The organism is Polaromonas sp. (assembly GCF_039930745.1).
GTDB lineage: Bacteria > Pseudomonadota > Gammaproteobacteria > Burkholderiales > Burkholderiaceae_C > Polaromonas.
In genome coordinates, this window is sequence record NZ_JBDTTH010000017.1 from 1 (window position 1) to 21,280 (window position 21,280).

A 21,280-nucleotide genomic window follows, 5' to 3' on the forward strand; every position below is an offset into this window, starting at 1 on the left:
TACAGATGGCTGGAAGCCTGAAGTCGCGCAGAAAAACATGGAACAGATCCTGACCCGGAATGGCGGCAAAGTCGATGCCGTGGTCGCTTCCAATGACGGGACTGCTGGTGGCGTTGTGGCCGCGCTGAGCTCCAAGGGCCTCAAAGGTGTGCCTGTGTCCGGCCAGGACGGCGACTTTGCTGCCCTGAACCGCGTAGCCCTGGGCACACAGACCGTGTCGGTATGGAAAGATGCCCGCGACCTCGGCAAACAGGCTGCCAGTGCCGCCGTCAGTCTGGGAGCAGGCAAAAAAGTCGATGGTGCGACGTCCTGGAATGGAGGCGAGAAAAAGATCGCTTTGCAGGCCCAGTTCCTCAAGCCCGTACCCATCACCAGCGACAACCTCGACGTGGTGGTGAAAGCCGGCTGGATCAAGAAAGAGGAACTCTGCAGGGGTGTCACCGGCAACGTCGCAGCCTGCAAGTAACACAGGCTTTTAACCACCCTGCTCCCGTTCTGCGCAAGCGGGCTAGTGTTCTGTCCCGTAAATAAGATGATGAAATGAAATTGTCCAGTCAGCCGTCAGGCAAGGCGCGAGGATGCGACATAGCCGTAGCTATGGCAACGACGAGCAACGCCGCATGCCGGTTGACTGGGCGATTTCATATCGCCTTTATTTGCGGAACAGGACACTAGGCAACCAGCCTGCCGGTTGCCTGCGGGAGCACTGCACCCTCATGACCATGCATTTTCCTGCCCGATTCTTGCGCAACGCTGCTGTTGACTGGCGGCTGGTATTCATGGGATGCGTCCTTGCCGTCCTGGCAGGCGTCTTCCATGTCCTTTCGGGTGGCATTTTCCTGTCGCCGGAAAACCTCTACAACATTGCCCAGCAAACCGCCGTGGTGGGTATCGTGTCCACCGTCATGGTGCTGATCATCGTGGCCCGGCACATCGATCTGTCGGTCGGCTCGGTGATCGGGTTTGTAGGCGTGCTCATTGCCTATCTGCAGTACACCCTGGGCTGGTCCTGGCCGGCGGCGTCTCTCGCCGGGCTGGCTGCGGCGGTGCTGGTGTCGATGTACCAGGGATGGCTCACCGCCATGCTTGGTGTGCCGTCTTTCGTGGTCACGCTGGGTGGCCTGATGTCCTTTCGCGGCGCGGCCTTCCTGGTAGCCGACGGCAAGACCCAGCCCGTCAGCGATGAGACCTTTTTGCAGCTGGGCGGTGGCTATGACGGCGGCATCGGGGTGACCGCCACCTGGGTCCTGACCGCCTGCGTGAGCCTGGTGCTGGTGGTCCGCATGGTGCTGCGCCGCCGCGCCTCCACGCACCATGAGATGTCCAACCATCCGCTGTGGGCAGACGTAGTGCTGGTGGCGGCACCTGTGGTCCTGCTGGCTGCATTTGCCGCAGTCATGAACAGCTACCAGGTTCCTAACAAGGATGCTCCTCAGGGCATCCCGGTGCCAGTGCTTATCTGGGCGGCCGTGGCGGTGACCATGTCATTCATCTCCCAACGCACCCGTTTTGGCCGCTACATCTATGCCATGGGCGGCAACCCTGACGCCGCGATACTCGTTGGCATACCGGTCAAACGGGTGACACTCATGCTGTTTGCCCTGCTCGGCGTGCTCGTCACCATCGCGGCCATCGTGTCGGTGGCCCGCCTGAACGCGGGAACCAACTCTTTGGGCACTGGCATGGAACTGTTTGTGATTGCCGCCGCCGTGATTGGCGGTACCGCACTGGCCGGAGGCAGCGGTACCATCATCGGTTCGGTGCTGGGTGCACTCATCATGCAGTCGCTCGACAGCGGCATGCTGCTGCTGGATGTGTCCATCGGAAAACGCATGATCATCATCGGGCAGGTGCTGATTGTCGCGGTGGTGTTTGACGTGCTTTATCGCAAGTGGGTGCAGGAAAGCTGATATGCAGGCGACAAGCGAACCCCTGGTCGAATTCAAGGACATCCGCAAGGCCTTCGGCGGTGTTCACGCAGTGGATGGCGTGAACCTGAACCTGTACGCGGGCGAAGTGGTGGCTGTGCTGGGCCACAACGGTGCGGGCAAATCAACCCTCATGAAAATGCTGGCCGGTGCTTTCCCCATCGATTCGGGCGAGATCCACGTGATGGGACAGAAAGTGAATCTGCGAACCCCGGCCGACGCGCAGCACCAGGGTATCGAGACCATCTACCAGACGCTGGCCCTGGCCGACAACCTGGACGCGGTGGCCAACCTGTTCCTGGGTCGGGAAAAAATGACGGCCTGGAACACGCTGGACGACTATTTCATGGAGGCGCAGGCACGCAAGGTGTTTGGCCGCCTGAATAAAAACTTCACTAACATCCACACGCCCGTGCGGCGGCTGTCGGGCGGGCAGCGGCAGGTGGTGGCCATCTCGCGCGCCATCTACTTCAACGCCCGCATCCTGATCATGGACGAACCCTGCGCCGCTCTGGGTCCAGAGGAGTCCGCCATGGTGGCCAATCTGGTGCTCCAGCTCAAGGCCGAAGGCGTTGGAATTTTTCTGATCACGCACGACATGCACGACGTTTTTTCACTCAGCGACCGTCTTTCCGTAATGAAGAACGGCCGCCTGGTGGGCACGTACCGCACGACCGACCTGGACGAAGACCAGATTCTCGGCATGATCATCGCCGGCAAGCAGCCGGAAGGGCGAACGCAAGCACCCCACCGTAACGCTTGAACCATGCCATCGGCCATGAAAACCACAGGCGACCAGCAGCTCGTCAAGCGCATCAATCGCAGCGTGCTGCTGCGCTTGCTGCGCAACCAGCCAGGTCGCTCGCGTGCCCAGCTGGCCAGCCACAGCGGACTGACCAAGTCGACGGTCAGCCTGCTGGTGCGTGAACTCATTGACGAAGGCTGGCTCAGCGAAACCAGCCTTGCCGCCGCCAGCGGTGTGGGGCGGCCCTCCACTCCCCTGCAAATCGACACCCGGTCCCGCGGCCTGATTGGTGTGGAAGTGGCAGTGGACACCTTGCGTGTCGTGAGCGTCTCCCTGCTGGGGCAGGTGCTGTGGTCAATGGAAGAACCCTTGCGTGGCACCCGGCCGCAAGACGTTTGCAGCCAGATCGCCGAGCTGACGGTGCAAGCCCACGCGCAGCTGGTGTCGCGCGGCATGCAGCTCTCGGGTGTGGGCGTGGGCGTGCCTGGCGCTTTTGACGAAGCCACCGGTGTGCTTCGTTTTGCCCCCAACCTGGGTTGGCGCAACGTGGATTTTGTGCCGCAGATCACCCGGGCGCTGGCTCATGCAGGGTTGCCCCCGGTACCCGTGCATGTACAAAACGAAGCTGACACCGCCGCACTGAGCGAATACGAATTTTCGGAAGGCGAAAACAGGGATTCACTGATTTTTGTTACCTGCGACGTGGGCGTGGGTGCGGGCATTGTGCTCAACGACCGGCTGTTCACAGGCATGCAGGGCATGGCCGGGGAAATCGGCCATAGCACTCTGCAAATCGATGGCCCCCAATGTTCCTGCGGACGGCGGGGCTGTGCAGAAACCTTCATCGGATCGGGTGCGTTAGGCCAGCTGGCGGATGCCCGCCGGGCGGGGCGCTACCTGGGCGTGCTGCTGCAAAACCTGTGGACCACCTTCGACCCCAGCGTGCTGGTGGTCGGCGGCGCGTCGTGCCACCGTTTTCCCGACATGGTGCAGGTTGCGCAGGAGACGCTGCAAACCTACGCCACCTATGCTGGCATGGCAACTCCCGTGGTACGCGTCGCCCGCTACGGCCTGCTGGCCTCCGCGGTCGGTGCTGCCGCCCTGGTGTTGCACCAATACTTGCGCCCCATGCACCCGCGCAGCCACCTCGCAGCCAATGGCGTCCCGGCGCGAGCCGAGGCCTTTTTGTAAGTTTTTTCCTTCAAGACCCACCATGTTTCTCGGCATCGACATTGGCACCTCGGAAGTCAAAGCCCTTTTGCTTGACACCAACCACAAGGTGGTGGGTTCGGCCGGTGCCGCGCTCACCGTGTCCCGCCCGCACTCCGGTCACAGCGAGCAGCAGCCCCAGGACTGGTGGACGGCGACACAGGCGGCACTGGCTCAATTGCGCCAAGCCCATCCTGAGGCCTACGCAGAAACCGGGGCGATTGGCCTGTCCGGGCAAATGCATGGCGCCGTGCTGCTGGACGCCCAGGACGAGGTGCTCCGGCCCGCCATCTTGTGGAACGACACCCGCTCGGCCGCCGAATGCCGCGAGATGATGGCCGAGCTGCCTGGCCTGCCTGCACTGGCGGGCAGCCTGGCGATGCCCGGATTTACCGCACCCAAGCTGCGCTGGGTGGCCCGCCACGAACCCGAGCTCTTCCGGAAAATTGCAAAAGTCCTGTTGCCCAAGGACTATGTACGCCTGATGCTGACCGGCGACTTCGTGACGGACATGTCAGATGCCAGCGGCACCTTGTGGCTGGACGTGCAGCGCCGCGCCTGGTCGGATGAGCTGCTGGCCCTCACCGGCCTGAGCCGTGCGCACATGCCGCGCCTGGTGGAAGGCAGTGAAGCGGGCGGCCAGCTCAGCGCCGGGGCGGCCCAGGCGCTGGGGCTGCGGGCCGGCACGCTGGTGGCGGGCGGTGCGGGCGACAACGCGGCTAGCGCGGTCGGCATGGGCGCAACCGAGGCGGGCCAAGGATTTTTGTCGCTGGGCACCAGCGGCGTGCTCTTCGTGGTGACCCCCAGCTATCAACCCAATGCGGCCAGTGCCACCCACGCCTTCTGCCATGCCCTTCCGAACCGCTGGCACCAGATGAGCGTAATGTTGTCGGCAGCCAGTTCCCTGCAGTGGGCCACCCGCCTGCTGGGCGCGCCATCCGAAGGCGCTTTGGCCACGCGAGCCAGTGCGCTAACCTTGGCCGAGCGTGCGGCAGCGCCCATTTTCCTGCCCTACCTGGATGGTGAAAGAACACCCCATAACGACGCCGACATTCGCGGCAGCTTTCACGGCCTGAGCTTTACGACCGACGCGGCGCGGCTGGCCTATGCGGTGATGGAAGGTGTGACCTTCGGCCTGCGCGACGGCCTGGCCGCCCTGACTGCAGCAGGTAGTTCGGTTCAACGACTCTCGTTGGTAGGCGGCGGCGCCCGCAGTGCCATGTGGGCCCAGCAACTGGCTTCAGGTTTGGATATCGAGATCCTGACCCACAGCGATTCGGTGGTCGGCGGGGCTCTGGGTGCTGCACGGTTGGCGTGGCTGTCCACCGGGGCCGCGCCGCAATCGGTGTGCAAACCACCTGCGGTGGAAGTGACTTATGCCCCCGACCCGGACGAGCAGGGAATGCTCTCCTCGCGTTATGCCCGCTTTCGGGCGCTCTACGCCCCGTCGCACGCCGCCAGCTCGAAAACCTCTTGAACGCCTCTATCCAGTCAGGCAGCGGAGTTATTTGCTCCCGAGGCCCATGGACCGCGAAATCACTTCCTTCATGATTTCGTTGGTGCCGCCATAGATGCGCTGCACCCGGGCATCGGCATAGGCGCGGGTGATGGGGTACTCCCACATATAGCCGTAGCCGCCAAAGAGCTGCACGCATTCGTCCATCACCTTGCCCTGCAGGTCCGAGCACCAGTACTTGGCCATACTGGCTGTGGCGGTGTCCAGCTTGTCACCAGCCAGCAGCTCGGTGCATTTGTCGACAAACACGCGTGCCACCTGCACCTCGGTCTGCAGCTCGGCCAGGGCGTAACGCGTGTTCTGGTAGCTGGCCACCGGCTGGCCGAAAACCTTGCGTTCCTTCACGTAGTCCAGCGTCCAGCCGATGGCGGCCTGGGCTGCCGCCACGGCACCGATGGCAATCTGCAGGCGCTCCCACGGCAACTGCTCCATCAGGCAAATGAAGCCGCGGTTTTCCTGCACTTCTCCGCCGAGCAGATTTTCAGCCGGCACATGCACGCCGTCAAAGAAAAGCTCAGAGGTGTCCTGTGCCTTCAGGCCCAGTTTTTTCAGGCGTTTGCCCACGGCGAAACCCGGCATGCCGCGTTCAACCAACAGCAGGCTGGTGCCCTTGGCGCCGGCTGCCGGGTTGGTCTTGGCGACAACGACGACCAAATCGGCGTGCCAGCCGTTGGTGATGAAAGTCTTGCTGCCGTTGAGAAGGTAGCTGCCGTCGGCCTGTTTGATCGCGGTGGATTTGACGCCTTGCAGGTCCGAGCCGGCCGCCGGCTCGCTCATGGCGATCGCGCCCACCATCTCGCCACTGGCAAGCTTCGACAAGTACTTCTTTTTTTGTTCTTCGGTACCGTAATGCAGAATGTAAGGCGCCACGATTTCGCTGTGCAGGCTGTAGCCGATGCCGCTAAAGCCTGCGGTGCTGAGCTCTTCCATCTGCACCACCGAGTACAGCTTGTCCGCGCCAGAGCCGCCATATTCCTCGGGCATGGTCATGCACAAAAAGCCGTTTTCTCCCGCCTTGTTCCAGACCGCACGGTCCACATAACCCTGCTCTTCCCATTGCGCGTGGAAAGGCGCAATTTCCTTGTCCATAAAACGGCGGAAACTGTCCCGAAAGGCTTCGTGGTCGGGGCTGAAAAGAGTTCGTTCGATCATGGTGTTACCTGCCAAGTTAAAAAGTGTGATGACAGAGGCCGCCGCGCAGGGCCGCCCCAAGCAAGGCCAGCCCCCTCGGGGGGCAGGGAAGTACACGAAGTGCTGAGCGTGGGGGTCATATTTATGCAAAGCGTTTGCTTGGTGAAATGAATATACTCTACCCAGTGTTTTCCTTCCTCCCGGGCCGGATCCGGGATTCATGTTTCGCGGAGCAAGCCCGCCGCGGCCACCACCGGAGTACCTCATGACAGAAGCATTCATTTACGACGCCATCCGCACCCCGCGCGGCAAAGGCAAGAAAGACGGCAGCCTGTACGAAGTCAAGCCAGTCAACCTGCTGGCCGGTGTACTGAGCGAGCTGCAACGGCGCAATGGCTTTGACACCGCCCAGGTGGACGACGTGGTGATGGGCGTGGTCTCACCGATTGGCGAGCAGGGCTCCGTTATCGCCAAGGTCGCCGCGCTGAAAGCCGGCTGGGACTTTCGCGCCTCTGGCGTGCAGGTCAATCGCTTTTGCGCCTCCGGCCTGGAAGCCGTCAATATGGCCGCGCAGAAAGTGCGCTCGGGATGGGAAGACCTGGTGGTGGCGGGTGGTGTCGAAAGCATGAGCCGCGTGCCGATCGGCTCTGACGGCGGCGCTTGGGCGCAGGACCCGGAGACCAACAGCGCCACTGGTTTTGTGCCACAAGGCGTTGGCGCCGACCTGATTGCCACGCTGGAAGGATTCACGCGCACCGATGTGGATGCCTTCGCCATGGAAAGCCAGAAGCGCGCAGCCAAAGCGCGTGAAGCCGGCTACTTCGACCGCTCGGTCGTTCCGGTCAAAGACTTTCTCGACCAGACCATCCTCGCGCAGGACGAGTTCATCAAGCCGCACACCACCCTGGAAGGCCTGGCCTCGCTCAAGCCTGCTTTTGAACAGATGAGCAGCATGGGTTTTGACCAGGTGGCGCTCACGCGTTATCCACAGGTTGAACGCATCCACCATGTGCACCACGCCGGCAACTCGTCAGGCATCGTGGACGGCGCAGCAGCTGTGCTGGTCGGTTCGGAAGCCGCGGGCAAGGCTCACAACCTTACGCCGCGCGCGCGCATCGTTGCGGCTGCACTCAGCGGCGCCGACCCGACCATCATGCTGACCGGCCCCATGCCGGCGGCCCGCAAGGCACTTGTCAAGGCTGGCCTGACGATCGATCAGATCGACCTGTTTGAGGTCAACGAGGCCTTTGCCGCAGTGGTGATGCGCTTCATGAAAGAGATGAATGTGCCGCACGACAAGGTCAACGTCAACGGCGGTGCGATTGCCATGGGGCACCCACTGGGCGCAACCGGCGCAATGATTTTGAGCACCCTGATTGACGAGCTGCACAGGCGCAAGCTGCGTTATGGCCTGGCTACTTTGTGCGTGGGCGGCGGCATGGGTATTGCAACGATTGTGGAAAGAATCTGATGAAGACAATCAAGTACGAGTTGACTGACGGCATTGCGACCCTCACCTTCAACGAGGAAGGTTCACCGGTCAACACCATGTGCGCCCAGTGGCAGAAAGACCTGACAGCGGCCACTGCGGAAGTCGTGAAAGACAGAGACGGGATCCGGGGCATCGTATTGGCATCGGCCAAGAGCACATTTTTTGCAGGCGCAGACCTCAAGGCCACGATGCGTCTAAAGGCATCAGACGCTGCCGAGGTGTTCCAGGAGATCGAGCAGACCAAGAAGAACTTTCGCACGCTGGAAACCCTGGGCAAACCGGTGGTGAGTTGCCTTAACGGCACGGCACTGGGTGGTGGTTGGGAGGTGGCCCTGGTCGGACACTACCGCATTGCGGTGGATGACAAAAAAATCCAGTTCGGTCTGCCCGAGATCACGTTGGGCCTGATTCCCGGTGCCAGCGGCATCACCAAGATGACACGCATGCTGGGCCTGATGGGGGCGCAGCCCTACATTCTTGAAAGCAAGCTGTTCAATCCGCATGAAGCGCTGGAATTGGGTTTGGTGCATGAGCTGGTACCTGATGCGGCAGCACTGCGACCTGCGGCATTGGCCTGGATCGCAACGCATGATGGCGCCGCCGCACCGGCGCATCACCCCTGGGACGACAAGAACTACAAGATGCCTGGCGGCACGCCTGCCAACCCGAAGATAGCCGGCATGCTGGCTGTGGCGCCAGCCGTGCTCAAGCAAAAGACGCGCGGCCTCTACCCTGCGCCCGAATATGCGCTGGCCGCCATGGTTGAAGGCGCACAGGTGGACTTCGACACGGCGTTGCGTATCGAGTCGCGCTACCTGGCCCGGTTGATCGTCAGCCCTGTGGCCAAGAACATGATCAATACCTTTTTCTTCAACATGAACGCGATCAAGTCGGGCCGGTCGCGGCCAAAAGACATCCCGCGTTACAAACCGCAAAAAGTCGGTTTGCTGGGCGCCGGCATGATGGGCGCGGGCATTGCCTTTGCCCAGGCCAGCCGCGGCATTGCCACGGTGCTCAAGGATGTGAGCCAGGACAAAGCCGATGCGGGCAAGGCCTACAGTGCCAAACTGACTCAGTCACGCGTGGACAAGGGCCGCATGAGCGCATCTGACCAGGCCGCCCTGCTCTCGCGCATCCAGGCCACTGATCAGGTGGCCAGCCTCACCGGCTGCGACCTGATCATCGAAGCCGTATTCGAACGCCGCGACCTGAAAGCCAAAGTCACGCAGGAAGCAGAGCCTCTGCTCGCGCCCGGTGGATTTTTCGCGTCCAACACCTCCACCCTGCCCATCAGCGGACTGGCCCTGGCAAGTGCGCATCCCGGCAAGTTCATAGGCATCCACTTCTTCAGCCCGGTGGACAAAATGAAGCTGGTCGAGATCATCCGTGGGAAGCAGACCGATGACGAAACCGTGGCGCGCGCTTTTGACTACGTGCAGGCTTTGGGCAAGATCCCGATTGTGGTGAACGATTCGCGCGGTTTTTACACCAGCCGCACCTTCGGTACCTTCGTCATGGAAGGCGCCGCCATGCTGGGCGAAGGCATTCCAGCAGCAGCGATTGAAAACGCCGGCATCCAGTGCGGCATGCCGGTGGGCCCGCTCGCCGTGCTGGACGAAACCGCGCTGTCACTGAGCGTGCATGTGCTGGACCAGACCCGCTCCGACTACGTGGCCGAGGGCAAGACCTATATCGCCACACCGGGCGAGCTGATCGTCGAGCGCATGGTCAAGGAGTTTGATCGCAATGGCCGCACCGCAGGCGCCGGCTTCTACGACTACCCCGAGGAAAAGGGCGCGAAGAAAACCCTGTGGCCTGAACTCAAAACCCTGTTCGAAAAACCCGATGCAGCCTGGAACATCACTGGTCTCAAGGACAGGCTGCTGTACCGGCAGGCCGTGGAGACCGCGCGTTGCCTGAGCGAAAACGTACTGACCAGCGTGCATGATGCCAACATCGGCTCTATCTTCGGCATCGGCTTTCCGGCCTGGACTGGCGGCGCCATGCAGTTCATCTACAGCATGGGTGTGGACGCCTTTGTGCAACGCGCCAGCGAATTGGCTGCAAAGTATGGACCGGGCTTCGCTCTCAGCGATGAGGTAAAGACCACGATCAAAAAGCACCAGCCGATTTACTAAACGGCCAGATGGGCCGCCAGCGCGTCCTTTTGCACCTTGCCCAGCGCAGTTTTAGGCAAGGACTCGCTGAACACAATACGCTTGGGATGTTTGAAGCGGGCGATCCGGCCTTCAAACAACTGCAAAACCTCGGATGCATCGATCTCTGCGCCAGGCTTGCGCACGACCACGGCAACCACTATCTCGCCCCAGCGCGAATCGGGTTGCCCCACCACCGCAGCTTCCAGAATATCCGGGCAATCAGCCAGCAGGTTTTCAATTTCGGCTGGATAGATGTTTTCCCCGCCCGAAATGATCATGTCTTTGGAGCGGCCCACCACTTCGTAAAACCCGGCGGCATCACAACGCGCCAGGTCGCCGGTATGAAACCAGCCGTCCGCAAAGGTCGGGTTGTCAGCGTCAGCCCAATAACCGCACATCACATTGGGCGCGCGCACCCAAATTTCGCCGACTTCGCCCGGCCCCACGGTTTCCCCCAGAGGGTTGACCAGCTTCACATCGACATGCAACCCTGGCTTGCCGGCGGCGCCGGCGTGTTGCATTGCATCAGCACGGCGCAGATAGATGGACACGGGCCCGGTTTCGGTGGCGCCATACACCTGGCCAAGCGGCACACCACGCGCGTGGATGGCCGCGATCATAGCCGCGGGAATGGTGGAAGAACCCGCTGCCAGAAACCTCAGCGACGAAAAATCGGTCGAAGCAAAATCGGCATGGTCCAGCACCGGGCGCAATGTCGCCGGCACCATCAGCGACAGCGTGGGACGACGCCTGGCCACATCGGCTAGCCAGTCCGCAGCATCAAAACGCGCGTGCAGGGTCACTGTTGCACCGGCGTGCAGGGCCGGCAGGGTCTGGATGCACAGGCCGCCGACATGAAACATCGGCAACGCACTCAGCACATGGTCGTTCTGCGTGAGCTCATGCGCATGGGCGGAAATCACGCAGTTCCAGATCAGGCTCGCTTGCGTATGCAAGGCGCCCTTGGGCCGGCCGGTGGTGCCCGAGGTGTAGACCAGCAACACAGGCGAGGCGGACTCGCCTGACAGCGGCCCGGTAATACCTCCGGCAGGCCCAGTTGCAAGTTCGGCGGCGGGCAGCAAGCGGCAGTCCTGCGAGGCCGCCAGCGCCGCAGCTGCATCCGCATGCCCGCTGTCGCTGACCAGCAGGCTCACACCCGCGTGTCCAAGAATCGCCGCGTGTTCGGGCGCGGCCAGACGGTGATTGAGCGGCAACAAAATCGCACCGATGCGAGACAGTGCAAACAGCAGTACCAGCATGGCCGGGTCGTTGAGTCCCAGCCATGCCACCCGGTCACCAGGCTGCACACCGGCCGCCAGCAACACTGCGGTCGCGCGTTCAATCCGCTGCCACAAAGCAGGGTAAGTGATGTCCTCGCCTGCTGCATGTATCGCCACCTGGAGCGGCGAAAACTGCGCGTGCCGCTCTATGATCTGCGCGAGATTCATGACCGACCCGTTTTACAGCACAGCCTGCTCATCCTGTTCACCGGCCTCGTACAGGCACTCGCGCCCTAGCCGGTCAATGCACAGCTCGGCCGTCCATGGCAGCATCAGCGAGCCGCAGCGCGAATCACGGTACATGCGTTCCAGTGGCAAGGTTTTAAGCATGGACTGGCCACCGCAGGTGCGCACGGCGAGGCGGCAGATCTCGTTGGCGTTTTCCATGATGGTGTAGTGCGCCGCGTAAAGCCCCAGGCGTATTTCCTTGGAAGGATCCACACGAGCCGCGCGAGCGTTCTGGAGGAAGATGGCGCGGGTTTGCTCCAGCCTGACCTTCATTTCCGCCACTGCAATCTGCTTGGTCGGGTACATGCGGCGCTTCACCGGTGGCGTGCCGGGCACTTCACCGCGCAGATACTGCACCGTGAAGTCGTAAGCGGCCTGCGCAATACCCATGTAGGTGGGCGACAAGGTGGCGAACATATGCGGCCAGCGCAGCGCGGCCTGGGCGTACACGCCCTCGGGTATCAGCCGCTCTACTTCTGGCACAAACACATCCTGGAACACCAAGGTGCGCGAAACCGTCCCGCGCATGCCCAGCGGGTCCCAGTCGCCGGTGACGCTGACACCAGCCAGGTTTTTATCGACTGCAAGATACAAGGAATCGCGCTGCGTGGCGCCCGGCTTGTCCAGCGTGCAAAGGATGCCGTAGTAGTCGGCGGCCCCGGCCAATGAGGCGAAAATTTTCTTGCCGTTGACGATGTAGCCCCCTTCGACCTTTCGCGCCAGCGTGCCAAAAGGGGCCTTGCCGGCCGCCGCAGCACCGCCTTCGGAGAAGGGCTGGGAATAAACCTTGCCCTGCCCCACCACGCGCTCGTAATGCACTTTGCGGTGAGCTTCATGGTTGGCGCGCTGCTCAGATGTCATGTCAAGATCGTCAGCAATGAAGCCAGTCCACATGGTGGAACTCACATGCATGTTCAGTGTCAGCGCGGTGGCGCCGCAATGCCGGCCAATTTCAGCGGCAGTCATCACATAGGTCGCAAAGTCGGCACCCCAGCCGCCGTGTTCTTCGGGCACGCAAATGCCGAGCAACCCGGCTTCGCGAAGATCGGCGTAATTCTCGAAGGGAAACACCGCATCGCGGTCGATCTGCTGGGCGCGTGGTGCGAACTTCTCGCGGCCCAGCCGGGCCGCAATGGTCAGCAGCTCTTTCTGCTTGGGCGTCAGTTCACTGTAGTCACCGGCGATCGAAGGTGGCTGGTAGCGCACGGTAGTGGGGGGAGAGACAGGCAATGCAGACATGGGAAGGTCCTCGGGTCAGATCGGGAAATGCTGTTTTAAAAACGTCAGGACGGTGCCGTTGAACGAATCGGGCTGTTCGATGTTGGCAATGTGGCCGACACCCGGCAGGCAGACATAGTCAGCGCCCGCAATGCGGCCGGCCATTTTTTTCACCACGGCGGGCGGTGCGTTCTGGTCGAGCTCACCCGCCAGGCACAGGGTCGGCACAGCAATGTCGGCCAGCGCGGCCAGGCGATTGAACGAAACGATGGTCGATAACGCAGCGCGGTAACTGTCTGCAGGCACACGGGCCATCAATGCGGCTGCTTCGGCAATACGCGCCGGCTCGGCATCTGGCGCGAACATGGTTGGCACCAGCTGGTGGGCGAGGCCCGCCATGCCCAAGCCCTGGTCCAGCGGCGCAAAGCGGCTTTGCAAAAACTGCTGCTGCCAGGCGCCATCGGCCTTGCCGAAAGCCGGCGAGGTGCTGTAGAGAACCAGGCCGTGCACCAGCGCGGGATGCAGGGCTGCCAGTTCCTGGGCAAGCATGCCGCCCATGCTGTGGCCCAGCAGCACGTTGCGTTTTGCGCCGACGTGCTCGATCAGGGTTTGGAGCGCTTCTGCCAGCGCGGCATTGCTGCAGGACGCCAGCGGCAGCGACGCACCGTAGCCCGGCATGTCCCAGGCAATCGTCCTGAAGCCCTGGCCCGCCAGCACCGGCTGGTTGCACGCCCAGGCCTCTTTGCCGCCGCCCACGCCGTGCAGCAGAAAAACGGTGGTATCGCCCTTCCCCTGCTCCAGATAGGCCGGCAGTGCCATGGCTCAGGCCAGTTCGCCGGTCAGGCGGCCGGCATCCACAATCATCTGACCGTCCAGATGCACGGTGCAATTCCTGAGCGGCAAATCGAAATGCCCCAGCGTGTGACGCCCGGCCACTTCGTTGGCGCCGGTGGAATACAGGAAGTTGCCGGCAAAGGCGCGCAGCTCGGTGCCGTTGAAGTCTTTCTTGTCATACATGGCCATGGCGTCCCAGCGCGCCTTGGGGTTCATGCCCCAACCCACATGCGAGACGGCATAGGCTTCGCGGTCGCCCCAGGCGGCCCAGTAGCTGCGCATCAGATCGGCGTCCACGTGCTGACCGGCGATGTCGGTCACGAAGTCGTCCTTGATCGTCAACACAACCGGGTTTTCAAGATAACGTTTGAAGGTCAGGTTGACATCACCCTGGTCCAGCACCAGCTCGCCGTTGACGCTGCCTTTGGCCGGAAAAGCCAGGCACAGGCCGCCCGGCCAATGCGAAATGGTGCCGGGCCTGGCTGTGTAACCCCAGCCGCCGCCGGCTTGCGCCCCGGCCAGCGAGATGGAAAGGTCGGTACCTGCCTCTGAGGTGATGCGCATGGCTTTGGCATTCCGGAGCAGCTTGATGCCGGCCTTGACCTTGGGCTCCAGGGCCGCGTCGGGCACACAGCGTTCCAGGATTTCAGGGTGCTCGTTGGACACCATGAGCACACGAGCGCCGCCTTTCAGAATATCCGGCAGCTCGGCCGCATGCAGCAGGCCTTCCACCGTCAGGTCGGCCACAAAGGTGCAAGCCGCCAGCGCCTGCACCACCGGGGCCAGCTGGCCAATCGCGTCGGACGCGCCGGTCGAGCGCACCGGCACCGGTGCGGTGAGCCGCGGCGTGTTCAGCACCAGGTGAAAAGCCCGCGCGCCCAGGCGTGCCAACGCAAGTTCGGCCAGCTGCACATTGACCGGACGCGACTGCGTCTCGGACAGGATGCCTGCCGTATCACCCGCCTTCACGCCGCACAGCGCAAAGGCCTCGGCAAAACAGTCAATCCAGCGGGCTTCGATTCGTTCCTGCAGCATGGGAAAAGCTTTCTTCTTTAAAGGCGCGAGCCGAGCGTGAAATACCCGCCCGCATGAAACAGCAGCGGCGCAGCATCCGACAGCGTGAAACGCTCGACTTCGGCAATGAACAGGCAATGGTCGCCGGCCATTTGCTGGGAGACCTTGCGGCACTCGAACCATGCAGCGGCGCCGTGCAGCAGCGGCAGGCCCCAGGCGTTTTCCGCGTGGGGCACACCGTCAAACTTGTCGGCCACAGGCAAGGCAAAGCGGCGCGAGACCTCCACCTGCGCTTCAGCCAGCACGTTGACGACAAAACGCTCTGCGCCTTCGAACACCGGCAGGCTGGGCGAGCTGACACGCAGCGACCAGAGGATCAGCGGCGGCTCCAGCGACAGCGCGGAAAACGAATTGACCGTGAGCCCGACAAACTGACCGCCGTCTGCCCGGGTGGTCACCACCGTGATGCCGGTCGCAAACTGGCCCAGCGCGGTGCGCAGGATGCGGCTGTCCAGCACGGGCGTTGGGTCAGGGGCAACAGGGTCTGGTGAAGCTTGCAAGGCGGCATTCATCTGCGCATAATATATGAATATTCATGCAATACGCAAGCACCCCCCTGCACCGTCGAGGCCTGCTGTGAGCCGCGCCAGAAAGCCGGCTTGCCCGGCCCCGGCCGCCCGCTTCATCGATGGCTACCTGTCCTATCTGCTCGCACGCGCCAGCCACGTGGTGTACAGCGAATTTCACGCCCAGGTCCAGGCCGCTGGTTTGAGCCAGCTGGAATGGCGCCTGCTGGCCACACTGTCGGATGGCGACGGTCTGACCATCGGCGAGCTGGCGCGCGAAATCCTGGCCCAGCAGCCGACACTGACCAAACTTGTGCAACGCATGGAAAAAGCCGGCTGGGTGCGGCGCGGCGAAGACCCGGCCGACGCGCGGCGTACCCTGGTTTTCGAAACGGCGCAGGGTCGTGCCACTGTCGCTGCCCTGCTGGCCCAGGCCAAGGCACATGAAAATTTGCTGCTGCAAGGTTTCAGCGAACGCGACGTGACCGCCTTGAAAAAAATCCTGCGCACCCTGATCAGCCGCGGCGATCAGGCGTGAGCCCGTGGGTCAACTACTTGACTAAGTCAAGTAGTTGACAGATGATCCTGGCATGGCATCCACACCTGAAACCCGGCACCACACCGTTCCCGCCGCCAACGTCAAGGCCCTGCGCGGCTTCAACCGCTTCTACACCCAGCGCATTGGTGTGCTCACGCCCTACCTGGGCAGCGAGCTGTCTCTCACCGATGTGCGTGTGCTTTATGAGCTGGCGCATCGCCAAGAACTCACCGCTACCGGGCTGGGGCGCGACCTCGGCCTGGACGCCGGTTATCTGAGCCGCATCCTGCGTCGCTTCGAAAGCCAGGGCTGGATAGCGCGCAAGCCGTCGCCGGCCGACGCCCGACAAAGCCTGCTGCAGCTGACCGAAGCCGGCTACCAAGCCTTTGCGCCGCTGCAGCAACGCTCGCGCGACGAGGCGGCGGCGCTGCTGGCGCCCTTGCCCGGCCCTGCGCAGCAGCAACTCACGCAGGCGCTGGCCACCGTGCAGCGCCTGCTCGACCCTGCCGCTGCCCCGCCCAAGCCGGCCGTCCTGCGCGACCCGCAGCCCGGCGACATGGGCTGGGTGGTGCAGCAGCATGGCGAAATTTACGCGCGCGAGTACGGCTGGGACAACACGTTCGAAGCCCTGGTCGCCAGCATCGTGGCCGGCTATGTGCGCGACTACCAGCCCGCGTGGGAACGTTGCTGGATTGCCGAACGGGACGGCGAACGCGTCGGCTCGGTGTTTGTCGTGCGCAAGTCGAAAACTGTGGCGCAGCTGCGCCTGCTGATCCTGACAGCGCAAGCGCGCGGCCTGGGCCTGGGGGCACGGTTGACCGATGAATGCATCACCTTTGCGCGCAGCAAGGGCTACAAAAAAATGGTGCTCTGGACCAACAGCTGCCTGGACAGTGCACGGGCTATTTACGCCAAGCGCGGTTTTCAGCTGGTCAAGAGCGAGCCCTACACCGGTTTCGGCAAAGATCTGGTGGGAGAAACCTGGGAGCTCAAGCTGTGACCCGGCGGATGTCCCTCTGAAACCCAAGCTGGCCCTGCTGGCGGCGGCCGCCACCGGCGTGCAGGTCGGTATGGCGATTGTGGCTTCGCGCTTTGTTGTGGGCGAGGTGCCGCCGCTGACCCTGGCCCTGCTGCGTTACGCCATCGGCCTGGTTTGCCTGCTTCCGTTCCTTTTAAAGCATTTTATGGTTCCAGCCCTTGATGGCCGTGCGTTGGCAGCTATGAAAGCAGTAGCAATTTCAGACTGGCTGGCAATGGCCGCTTTAGGCATCGGCCAGTTTGCGGTGCTGATTGTGCTGCTCAACTACGGGCTGCAACACATGGGCGCGGCCCAGGCGGCGTTGATTTTCAGCCTGTTCCCGCTGCTGACCCTGCTGCTCTCCGCTGCTCTTGGGCGTGAACACATCTCGGCGGCGCTGCTGGCAGGTGTGATGTTGTCCATCACCGGCGTGGCCCTGTCACTGTGGCCCAAGCTCGAGGCGCCTCACCCCGGCCACTGGTGGGGCGAAGCGGCCGTGCTGGCCAGCGCCTGTGTTGGCGCCTTGTGCAGCGTGCTCTACCGCCCTTACCTGCGGCGCTACCCGACGCTGGCGGTGTCCAGCTTTGCGATGCTGGTGTCGGTGTTGTTCCTGGGCCTGCTTGCGCTGCAGGAAAACTGGCCGGCGCGCGTGCTGGCGTTGAGCCTGCAAGCCTGGTCCGTCGTCGGGCTGATCGGAGTTTCCAGCGGCATCGGCTATGTCTGGTGGCTTTACGCACTCAAACACGAATCGCCGACCCGCGTCACGGTGTTCCTGGCGCTCAATCCGGCCACAGCCGCGCTGCTGGGCTGGGCACTACTGGGCGAAGCGCAGCACCCCACCGCCCTGGCGGCACTGGGCCTGATTGTCGCAGGCCTGTGGCTGGCCACGCGCACTGACACGCGGCCCGAAAAGTCAGACCAGCCTTGACAAATGCGGCGGCAGTCAGCGGGCGATAATTGCCAGCCATGACTCCTTCGCCAGCTTTGCCCACCGACGAAAAATCAGCGCGCCCGCAACCCGAGTCCCTCACCGACTTGTTTGTCTCTTTCACCTTGTTGGCGCTGCAGGGTTTCGGTGGCGTGCTGGCCGTCGTGCAGCGCGAACTTGTCGAGAGAAAGCGCTGGATGACGCGCGAAGAATTCGTCGAGGAGTGGGCGGTGGCGCAAATCATGCCGGGGCCCAACGTTGTCAACCTCTCGCTGATGATCGGTCACCGCTATTTCGGCCTGCCGGGTGCCATGGCCGCACTCGCCGGCATGCTGACCGTGCCGCTGGTGGTGGTGCTTTTGCTGGCGCTGGTGTACGCGCAGTTTGCCGGCCACCCCGGCGTGGCTGGTGCACTGCGCGGCATGGGCGCCGTGGCCGCCGGCCTGATTGCCGCCACCGGTCTGAAACTGGTGGGCGCGCTGAAAACCCATCCGCTGGGCCTGCCCACTTGCATCGCACTGGCGGTGCTGTGTTTTGTGGGCATCGCGCTGCTGCGCCTGCCGCTGGTCTATGTCCTGCTCGGCCTGGGCGTCGTGGCCTGCACGCTGACCTGGCGAAAGCTGCGCCCATGAACATCACGCTGCAATGGAGCGACTGGCTGGCCATGTTCGGCCACTTCATGATCCTGTCGCTGCTGTCGATAGGCGGCGCCATCACCACCGCACCCGACATGCACCGCTACCTGGTTGATGGCCAGCACTGGCTGAGCGACACGCAGTTCAATGCCTCGGTGGCGATTGCCCAGGCCGCGCCCGGACCCAACGTGCTGTTTGTCGCGCTGATGGGCTGGCACGTCGGGCTGAACGCGGGCGGGCCGCTGACCGGGTTGTTTGGCGTTTTCATCACCATGCTGGGCATTCTGCTGCCCAGCACCACCCTGACTTACCTGGCCGCCAGCTGGGGCCACCGCAACCGCCAGCTGCGCGGCGTGCGTGCCTTCAAGCAGGGCATGGCACCGATTGTCATTGCGCTGTTGGTGGCCACCGGCTGGATTCTCGCTAGCGCCAACGTCATCAGCCTGAAAGACTGGCCGGTGGGGTTGCTGACCGTGGTCACCGCGCTGATTGTCTGGCGTACCCGCCTGCATCTGTTGTGGCTGCTGGGTGCCGGGGCGCTGCTGGGTGCCATGGGCTGGATCTAGGCTGCATCTCCACGCGCACGCTGAACCCCATGAACAGCCTGGCCGCTCCGCCCCTGATTTTTTTTGCTGACCTGTCGGTCGACGTGAACAAGCCGCAGGAAGTGGGTGACAGTGGCGAGGGTTTGCGCCGCCTGGTGCCCATCACCGGCGGGCAGGCCAAAGGACAAGACTGGCAAGCCCGCGTTTTGCCGGGGGGCACCGATTTTCAGTTGATCACGGCCGCAGGCACCGCCAGGCTGGACGCCCGTTACCTGCTGGAAACCGATGCGGGGGAGCTGATTTACGTGCAAAACCACGCCATTCGCAGCGGCCCGCCAGAGCTTATGGCCCGGCTGCTGCGCGGCGAGCCGGTGGACCCGGCACTGGTTTATTTCCGCTGCAGCCCGCGCTTTGAGACGACCGCGCCGGCGCTGCGCTGGGTCAACGAGCGGCTGTTCGTAGGCACCGGCGCACGCTTGCCCGATCAGGTGCAGATGCGCTTTTATGAAGTCGGCTGAGCCCGGTTCGAGCCCGAAAACTCAGCCTGTCCGCTGGCGCAACGCCTCGTACAGGCAGACACCACTGGCCACCGACACGTTGAGGCTTTCCACTGCCCCGCGCATCGGGATGCGGACCAGCTCATCGCAGGTCTTGCGCGTGAGCTGGCGCATGCCCTCGCCTTCGGCGCCCAGCACCAGCGCCACCGGGCCCTTCAAGTCCACGTCGTAAATGGTTTTTTCGGCGTCGTCGCTGGTGCCTATGCACCAGATATTGCGTTCCTTGAGCTCACCCAGGGTACGCGCCAGATTGGTCACCATGAAATAAGGCATGGTTTCGGCGGCGCCGCTGGCCACCTTGGCGACCGTGGCGTTGATGCCGGCCGCATGGTCCTTGGGTGCAATCACTGCATGCGCACCCGCGCCGTCGGCCACGCGCAGGCAGGCGCCGAGGTTGTGCGGGTCGGTCACGCCGTCGAGAACCAGCAGCAGCGGGGCCTCTTCTCCCGCGGCCTCAAGCTGTTCGAGCAATTCGTCCAGCGACTTGACCTGCGGCACGGCATCGACCCGCGCCACCACGCCCTGGTGGCCATGGCTGCCGCACATCTTGGCCAGCCGCAGGCCGTCTGACTCGATCAGGCGGATACCGGCCTCCCGGGCGCGGTCCACAAACTGGCGCATGCGCGCGTCGCGGCGCGAAACGTCGAAAAATACCTCAAAAACAGACTGCGGTGCGGTTTTAATACGCACTCCGACCGCGTGGAAGCCGAACAGGACTTTGGGTGAAGATGACATCACGCGATTATCACTGCACCGCCCCGCCTGACAGCAGGGAGCGCGCAGAGGATGGGCGGTCCGGCGCAAGGCCTAAAATAGTAACGAGACGTTTTTCTCAATGGGGACGGTATGGGTTTACGCCTTAAATTCAATCTGGTGCTGGTGATCGTTTTCCTGGCCGGCTTCGCTGCTGCCGGCCTGGTTTCGCGCCAGCTGCTGCAGGACAACGCCCGCGAAGAGGTGTTGCGTAATGCCCGCCTGATGATGGATACAGCGCTGTCCGTGCGGGCCTACACCGTCGATCAGGTCAAGCCGCATCTGGACAAGCAGCTCGAAGAAGTCTTCCTGCCGCAAACCGTGCCGGCCTACGCGGCCACCGAAACCCTGAACCTCATCCAGAAAAAATACCGCGATTACGGCTACAAGGAGGCCACGCTCAACCCGACCAATCCGCGGGATCGCGCCACCGACTGGGAAGCCGACATCGTCCAGCAGTTCCGAAAAAATGCCGACTCGAAAGAACTGGTGTCCGAGCGCACCGGTGGTACCGGCCGCACCCTGTACATCGCCAAACCGATCCAGATCAGCAATCCGGCCTGCCTGCAGTGCCACAGCGTGCCCGCCGCTGCGCCGGCCAGCATGATCAAGGTCTACGGCGAGGCCAATGGTTTCGGCTGGAAACACAACGAAATCATCGGTGCGCAGGTGGTGACCGTGCCCATGGATATCCCCATCCTGAATGCCGAACGCGCCTTCAAGACTTTCATGGCTTCGCTGGCCGCCGTGTTTGCCGTCGTTTTCATCGCACTGAACGTGATGCTGAGCTGGCTGATCGTGCGCCCCATCCGGCGCATGTCGCAGGCGGCCGACAAGGTCAGCACCGGCGACTTCGATGTGCCAGAGTTTTCCGATGCGGGGCGCGATGAAGTGGCCGTGCTCGGCAGTTCCTTTAACCGCATGCGCCGCAGCCTCGAAAAAGCTATGCAGATGATTGAACGGGGAAGCTGAACCCATGAACCCCA

Annotated in this window: 21 protein-coding genes; 14 read left to right on the top strand and 7 right to left on the bottom strand. The window is 62.9% G+C overall.

Annotated elements, in window-relative coordinates; genetic code table 11:
* From ABI660_RS08035 to xylB, 5 genes are all read left to right on the top strand, one after another.
* A partial coding sequence (locus ABI660_RS08035; RefSeq protein WP_348066681.1) for a substrate-binding domain-containing protein occupies positions 1-466 on the top strand: 466 nt, incomplete at its 5' end.
* Between the two features lie 256 nt (positions 467-722).
* The gene (locus ABI660_RS08040; protein WP_348066790.1) at positions 723-1,910 is read left to right on the top strand and encodes an ABC transporter permease; all 1,188 of its coding nucleotides are present in this window, start codon (positions 723-725) and stop codon (positions 1,908-1,910) included.
* A 1-nt stretch (position 1,911) separates the two neighbouring features.
* The gene (locus tag ABI660_RS08045) at positions 1,912-2,691 is read left to right on the top strand and encodes an ATP-binding cassette domain-containing protein (protein WP_348066683.1); all 780 of its coding nucleotides are present in this window, start codon (positions 1,912-1,914) and stop codon (positions 2,689-2,691) included.
* 15 nt (positions 2,692-2,706) lie between these two features.
* Positions 2,707-3,864 carry an ROK family protein gene (locus ABI660_RS08050; protein WP_348066685.1) on the top strand — a complete coding sequence of 386 codons (1,158 nt, stop codon included), beginning with the start codon at positions 2,707-2,709 and terminating at the stop codon, positions 3,862-3,864.
* Between the two features lie 22 nt (positions 3,865-3,886).
* Entirely contained in the window at positions 3,887-5,359 is a 1,473-nt protein-coding gene (gene xylB / locus ABI660_RS08055) for a xylulokinase (RefSeq protein WP_348066687.1), read from the top strand.
* Between the two features lie 27 nt (positions 5,360-5,386).
* Here the strand turns inward: xylB and ABI660_RS08060 are convergent, their stop codons facing one another.
* Positions 5,387-6,550 (bottom strand): acyl-CoA dehydrogenase family protein, encoded by a 1,164-nt coding sequence (locus ABI660_RS08060; protein ID WP_348066689.1) that lies wholly within the window; start codon positions 6,548-6,550, stop codon positions 5,387-5,389.
* 244 nt (positions 6,551-6,794) lie between these two features.
* Here ABI660_RS08060 and ABI660_RS08065 point away from each other — a divergent pair, with 244 nt between their 5' ends.
* Together ABI660_RS08065 and ABI660_RS08070 are read left to right on the top strand one after the other, a co-directional pair.
* Complete coding sequence (locus ABI660_RS08065; RefSeq protein WP_348066691.1) at positions 6,795-8,000, top strand: acetyl-CoA C-acetyltransferase; 1,206 nt, start codon at positions 6,795-6,797, stop codon at positions 7,998-8,000.
* Positions 8,000-10,159 carry a 3-hydroxyacyl-CoA dehydrogenase NAD-binding domain-containing protein gene (locus ABI660_RS08070; protein WP_348066693.1) on the top strand — a complete coding sequence of 720 codons (2,160 nt, stop codon included), beginning with the start codon at positions 8,000-8,002 and terminating at the stop codon, positions 10,157-10,159. The genes ABI660_RS08065 and ABI660_RS08070 overlap by 1 nt, the downstream gene beginning before the upstream one ends.
* Here the strand turns inward: ABI660_RS08070 and ABI660_RS08075 are convergent.
* The 5 genes from ABI660_RS08075 to ABI660_RS08095 are packed head-to-tail and all read right to left on the bottom strand — an operon-like array spanning position 10,156 to position 15,326.
* Positions 10,156-11,628 (bottom strand): AMP-binding protein, encoded by a 1,473-nt coding sequence (locus ABI660_RS08075; protein WP_348066695.1) that lies wholly within the window; start codon positions 11,626-11,628, stop codon positions 10,156-10,158. The two genes, ABI660_RS08070 and ABI660_RS08075, sit on opposite strands and share 4 nt — an antisense overlap.
* Before the next feature lie 12 nt (positions 11,629-11,640).
* Entirely contained in the window at positions 11,641-12,927 is a 1,287-nt protein-coding gene (locus ABI660_RS08080) for an acyl-CoA dehydrogenase family protein (RefSeq protein ID WP_348066697.1), read from the bottom strand.
* 15 nt (positions 12,928-12,942) lie between these two features.
* Entirely contained in the window at positions 12,943-13,725 is a 783-nt protein-coding gene (locus tag ABI660_RS08085; RefSeq protein ID WP_348066699.1) for an alpha/beta fold hydrolase, read from the bottom strand.
* Positions 13,726-13,728: 3 nt separating this feature from the next.
* Positions 13,729-14,775 carry a peptidase M29 gene (locus ABI660_RS08090; RefSeq protein ID WP_348066701.1) on the bottom strand — a complete coding sequence of 349 codons (1,047 nt, stop codon included), beginning with the start codon at positions 14,773-14,775 and terminating at the stop codon, positions 13,729-13,731.
* Positions 14,776-14,792: 17 nt separating this feature from the next.
* Complete coding sequence (locus tag ABI660_RS08095; protein ID WP_348066703.1) at positions 14,793-15,326, bottom strand: flavin reductase family protein; 534 nt, start codon at positions 15,324-15,326, stop codon at positions 14,793-14,795.
* 64 nt (positions 15,327-15,390) lie between these two features.
* Here ABI660_RS08095 and ABI660_RS08100 point away from each other — a divergent pair, with 64 nt between their 5' ends.
* Genes ABI660_RS08100 through ABI660_RS08125 form a run of 6 tightly spaced genes read left to right on the top strand, consistent with a single transcriptional unit; the run spans position 15,391 to position 19,502 of the window.
* Complete coding sequence (locus ABI660_RS08100; RefSeq protein ID WP_348066705.1) at positions 15,391-15,858, top strand: MarR family winged helix-turn-helix transcriptional regulator; 468 nt, start codon at positions 15,391-15,393, stop codon at positions 15,856-15,858.
* 52 nt (positions 15,859-15,910) lie between these two features.
* On the top strand, positions 15,911-16,858 hold the full coding sequence (locus tag ABI660_RS08105) for a bifunctional helix-turn-helix transcriptional regulator/GNAT family N-acetyltransferase (protein ID WP_348066707.1): 948 nt from the start codon (positions 15,911-15,913) through the stop codon (positions 16,856-16,858).
* Positions 16,752-17,804 (top strand): DMT family transporter, encoded by a 1,053-nt coding sequence (locus tag ABI660_RS08110; RefSeq protein ID WP_348066709.1) that lies wholly within the window; start codon positions 16,752-16,754, stop codon positions 17,802-17,804. Before ABI660_RS08105 ends, ABI660_RS08110 begins: the two co-directional genes overlap by 107 nt.
* A 38-nt stretch (positions 17,805-17,842) precedes the next feature.
* Positions 17,843-18,436 carry a chromate transporter gene (locus ABI660_RS08115; RefSeq protein WP_348066711.1) on the top strand — a complete coding sequence of 198 codons (594 nt, stop codon included), beginning with the start codon at positions 17,843-17,845 and terminating at the stop codon, positions 18,434-18,436.
* A complete protein-coding gene (locus ABI660_RS08120) occupies positions 18,433-19,005 on the top strand; it encodes a chromate transporter (RefSeq protein WP_348066713.1) in 573 nt (190 codons plus the stop codon). Before ABI660_RS08115 ends, ABI660_RS08120 begins: the two co-directional genes overlap by 4 nt.
* Positions 19,006-19,034: 29 nt before the next feature.
* Complete coding sequence (locus ABI660_RS08125) at positions 19,035-19,502, top strand: DUF3237 domain-containing protein (RefSeq protein ID WP_348066715.1); 468 nt, start codon at positions 19,035-19,037, stop codon at positions 19,500-19,502.
* Between the two features lie 21 nt (positions 19,503-19,523).
* On the opposite strand, the gene rlmB is transcribed toward ABI660_RS08125, so the two are convergent.
* Positions 19,524-20,276 (bottom strand): 23S rRNA (guanosine(2251)-2'-O)-methyltransferase RlmB, encoded by a 753-nt coding sequence (rlmB, locus tag ABI660_RS08130; RefSeq protein WP_348066717.1) that lies wholly within the window; start codon positions 20,274-20,276, stop codon positions 19,524-19,526.
* A gap of 111 nt (positions 20,277-20,387) precedes the next feature.
* Here rlmB and ABI660_RS08135 point away from each other — a divergent pair, with 111 nt between their 5' ends.
* Complete coding sequence (locus tag ABI660_RS08135; protein WP_348066719.1) at positions 20,388-21,266, top strand: DUF3365 domain-containing protein; 879 nt, start codon at positions 20,388-20,390, stop codon at positions 21,264-21,266.
* The last annotated feature ends 14 nt before the right edge of the window (positions 21,267-21,280 follow it).

Bases quoted from the DNA above. Each gene is read 5' to 3' on its own strand.
- ABI660_RS08040 (WP_348066790.1), top strand. From the start codon at position 723: ATGCATTTTCCTGCCCGATTCTTGCGCAACGCTGCTGTTGACTGGCGG.
- ABI660_RS08045 (WP_348066683.1), top strand. From the start codon at position 1,912: ATGCAGGCGACAAGCGAACCCCTGGTCGAATTCAAGGACATCCGCAAG.
- ABI660_RS08050 (WP_348066685.1), top strand. From the start codon at position 2,707: ATGAAAACCACAGGCGACCAGCAGCTCGTCAAGCGCATCAATCGCAGC.
- xylB (WP_348066687.1), top strand. From the start codon at position 3,887: ATGTTTCTCGGCATCGACATTGGCACCTCGGAAGTCAAAGCCCTTTTG.
- ABI660_RS08060 (WP_348066689.1), bottom strand. From the start codon at position 6,550: ATGATCGAACGAACTCTTTTCAGCCCCGACCACGAAGCCTTTCGGGAC.
- ABI660_RS08065 (WP_348066691.1), top strand. From the start codon at position 6,795: ATGACAGAAGCATTCATTTACGACGCCATCCGCACCCCGCGCGGCAAA.
- ABI660_RS08070 (WP_348066693.1), top strand. From the start codon at position 8,000: ATGAAGACAATCAAGTACGAGTTGACTGACGGCATTGCGACCCTCACC.
- ABI660_RS08075 (WP_348066695.1), bottom strand. From the start codon at position 11,628: ATGAATCTCGCGCAGATCATAGAGCGGCACGCGCAGTTTTCGCCGCTC.
- ABI660_RS08080 (WP_348066697.1), bottom strand. From the start codon at position 12,927: ATGTCTGCATTGCCTGTCTCTCCCCCCACTACCGTGCGCTACCAGCCA.
- ABI660_RS08085 (WP_348066699.1), bottom strand. From the start codon at position 13,725: ATGGCACTGCCGGCCTATCTGGAGCAGGGGAAGGGCGATACCACCGTT.
- ABI660_RS08090 (WP_348066701.1), bottom strand. From the start codon at position 14,775: ATGCTGCAGGAACGAATCGAAGCCCGCTGGATTGACTGTTTTGCCGAG.
- ABI660_RS08095 (WP_348066703.1), bottom strand. From the start codon at position 15,326: ATGAATGCCGCCTTGCAAGCTTCACCAGACCCTGTTGCCCCTGACCCA.
- ABI660_RS08105 (WP_348066707.1), top strand. From the start codon at position 15,911: ATGGCATCCACACCTGAAACCCGGCACCACACCGTTCCCGCCGCCAAC.
- ABI660_RS08115 (WP_348066711.1), top strand. From the start codon at position 17,843: ATGACTCCTTCGCCAGCTTTGCCCACCGACGAAAAATCAGCGCGCCCG.
- ABI660_RS08120 (WP_348066713.1), top strand. From the start codon at position 18,433: ATGAACATCACGCTGCAATGGAGCGACTGGCTGGCCATGTTCGGCCAC.
- ABI660_RS08125 (WP_348066715.1), top strand. From the start codon at position 19,035: ATGAACAGCCTGGCCGCTCCGCCCCTGATTTTTTTTGCTGACCTGTCG.
- rlmB (WP_348066717.1), bottom strand. From the start codon at position 20,276: ATGTCATCTTCACCCAAAGTCCTGTTCGGCTTCCACGCGGTCGGAGTG.
- ABI660_RS08135 (WP_348066719.1), top strand. From the start codon at position 20,388: ATGGGTTTACGCCTTAAATTCAATCTGGTGCTGGTGATCGTTTTCCTG.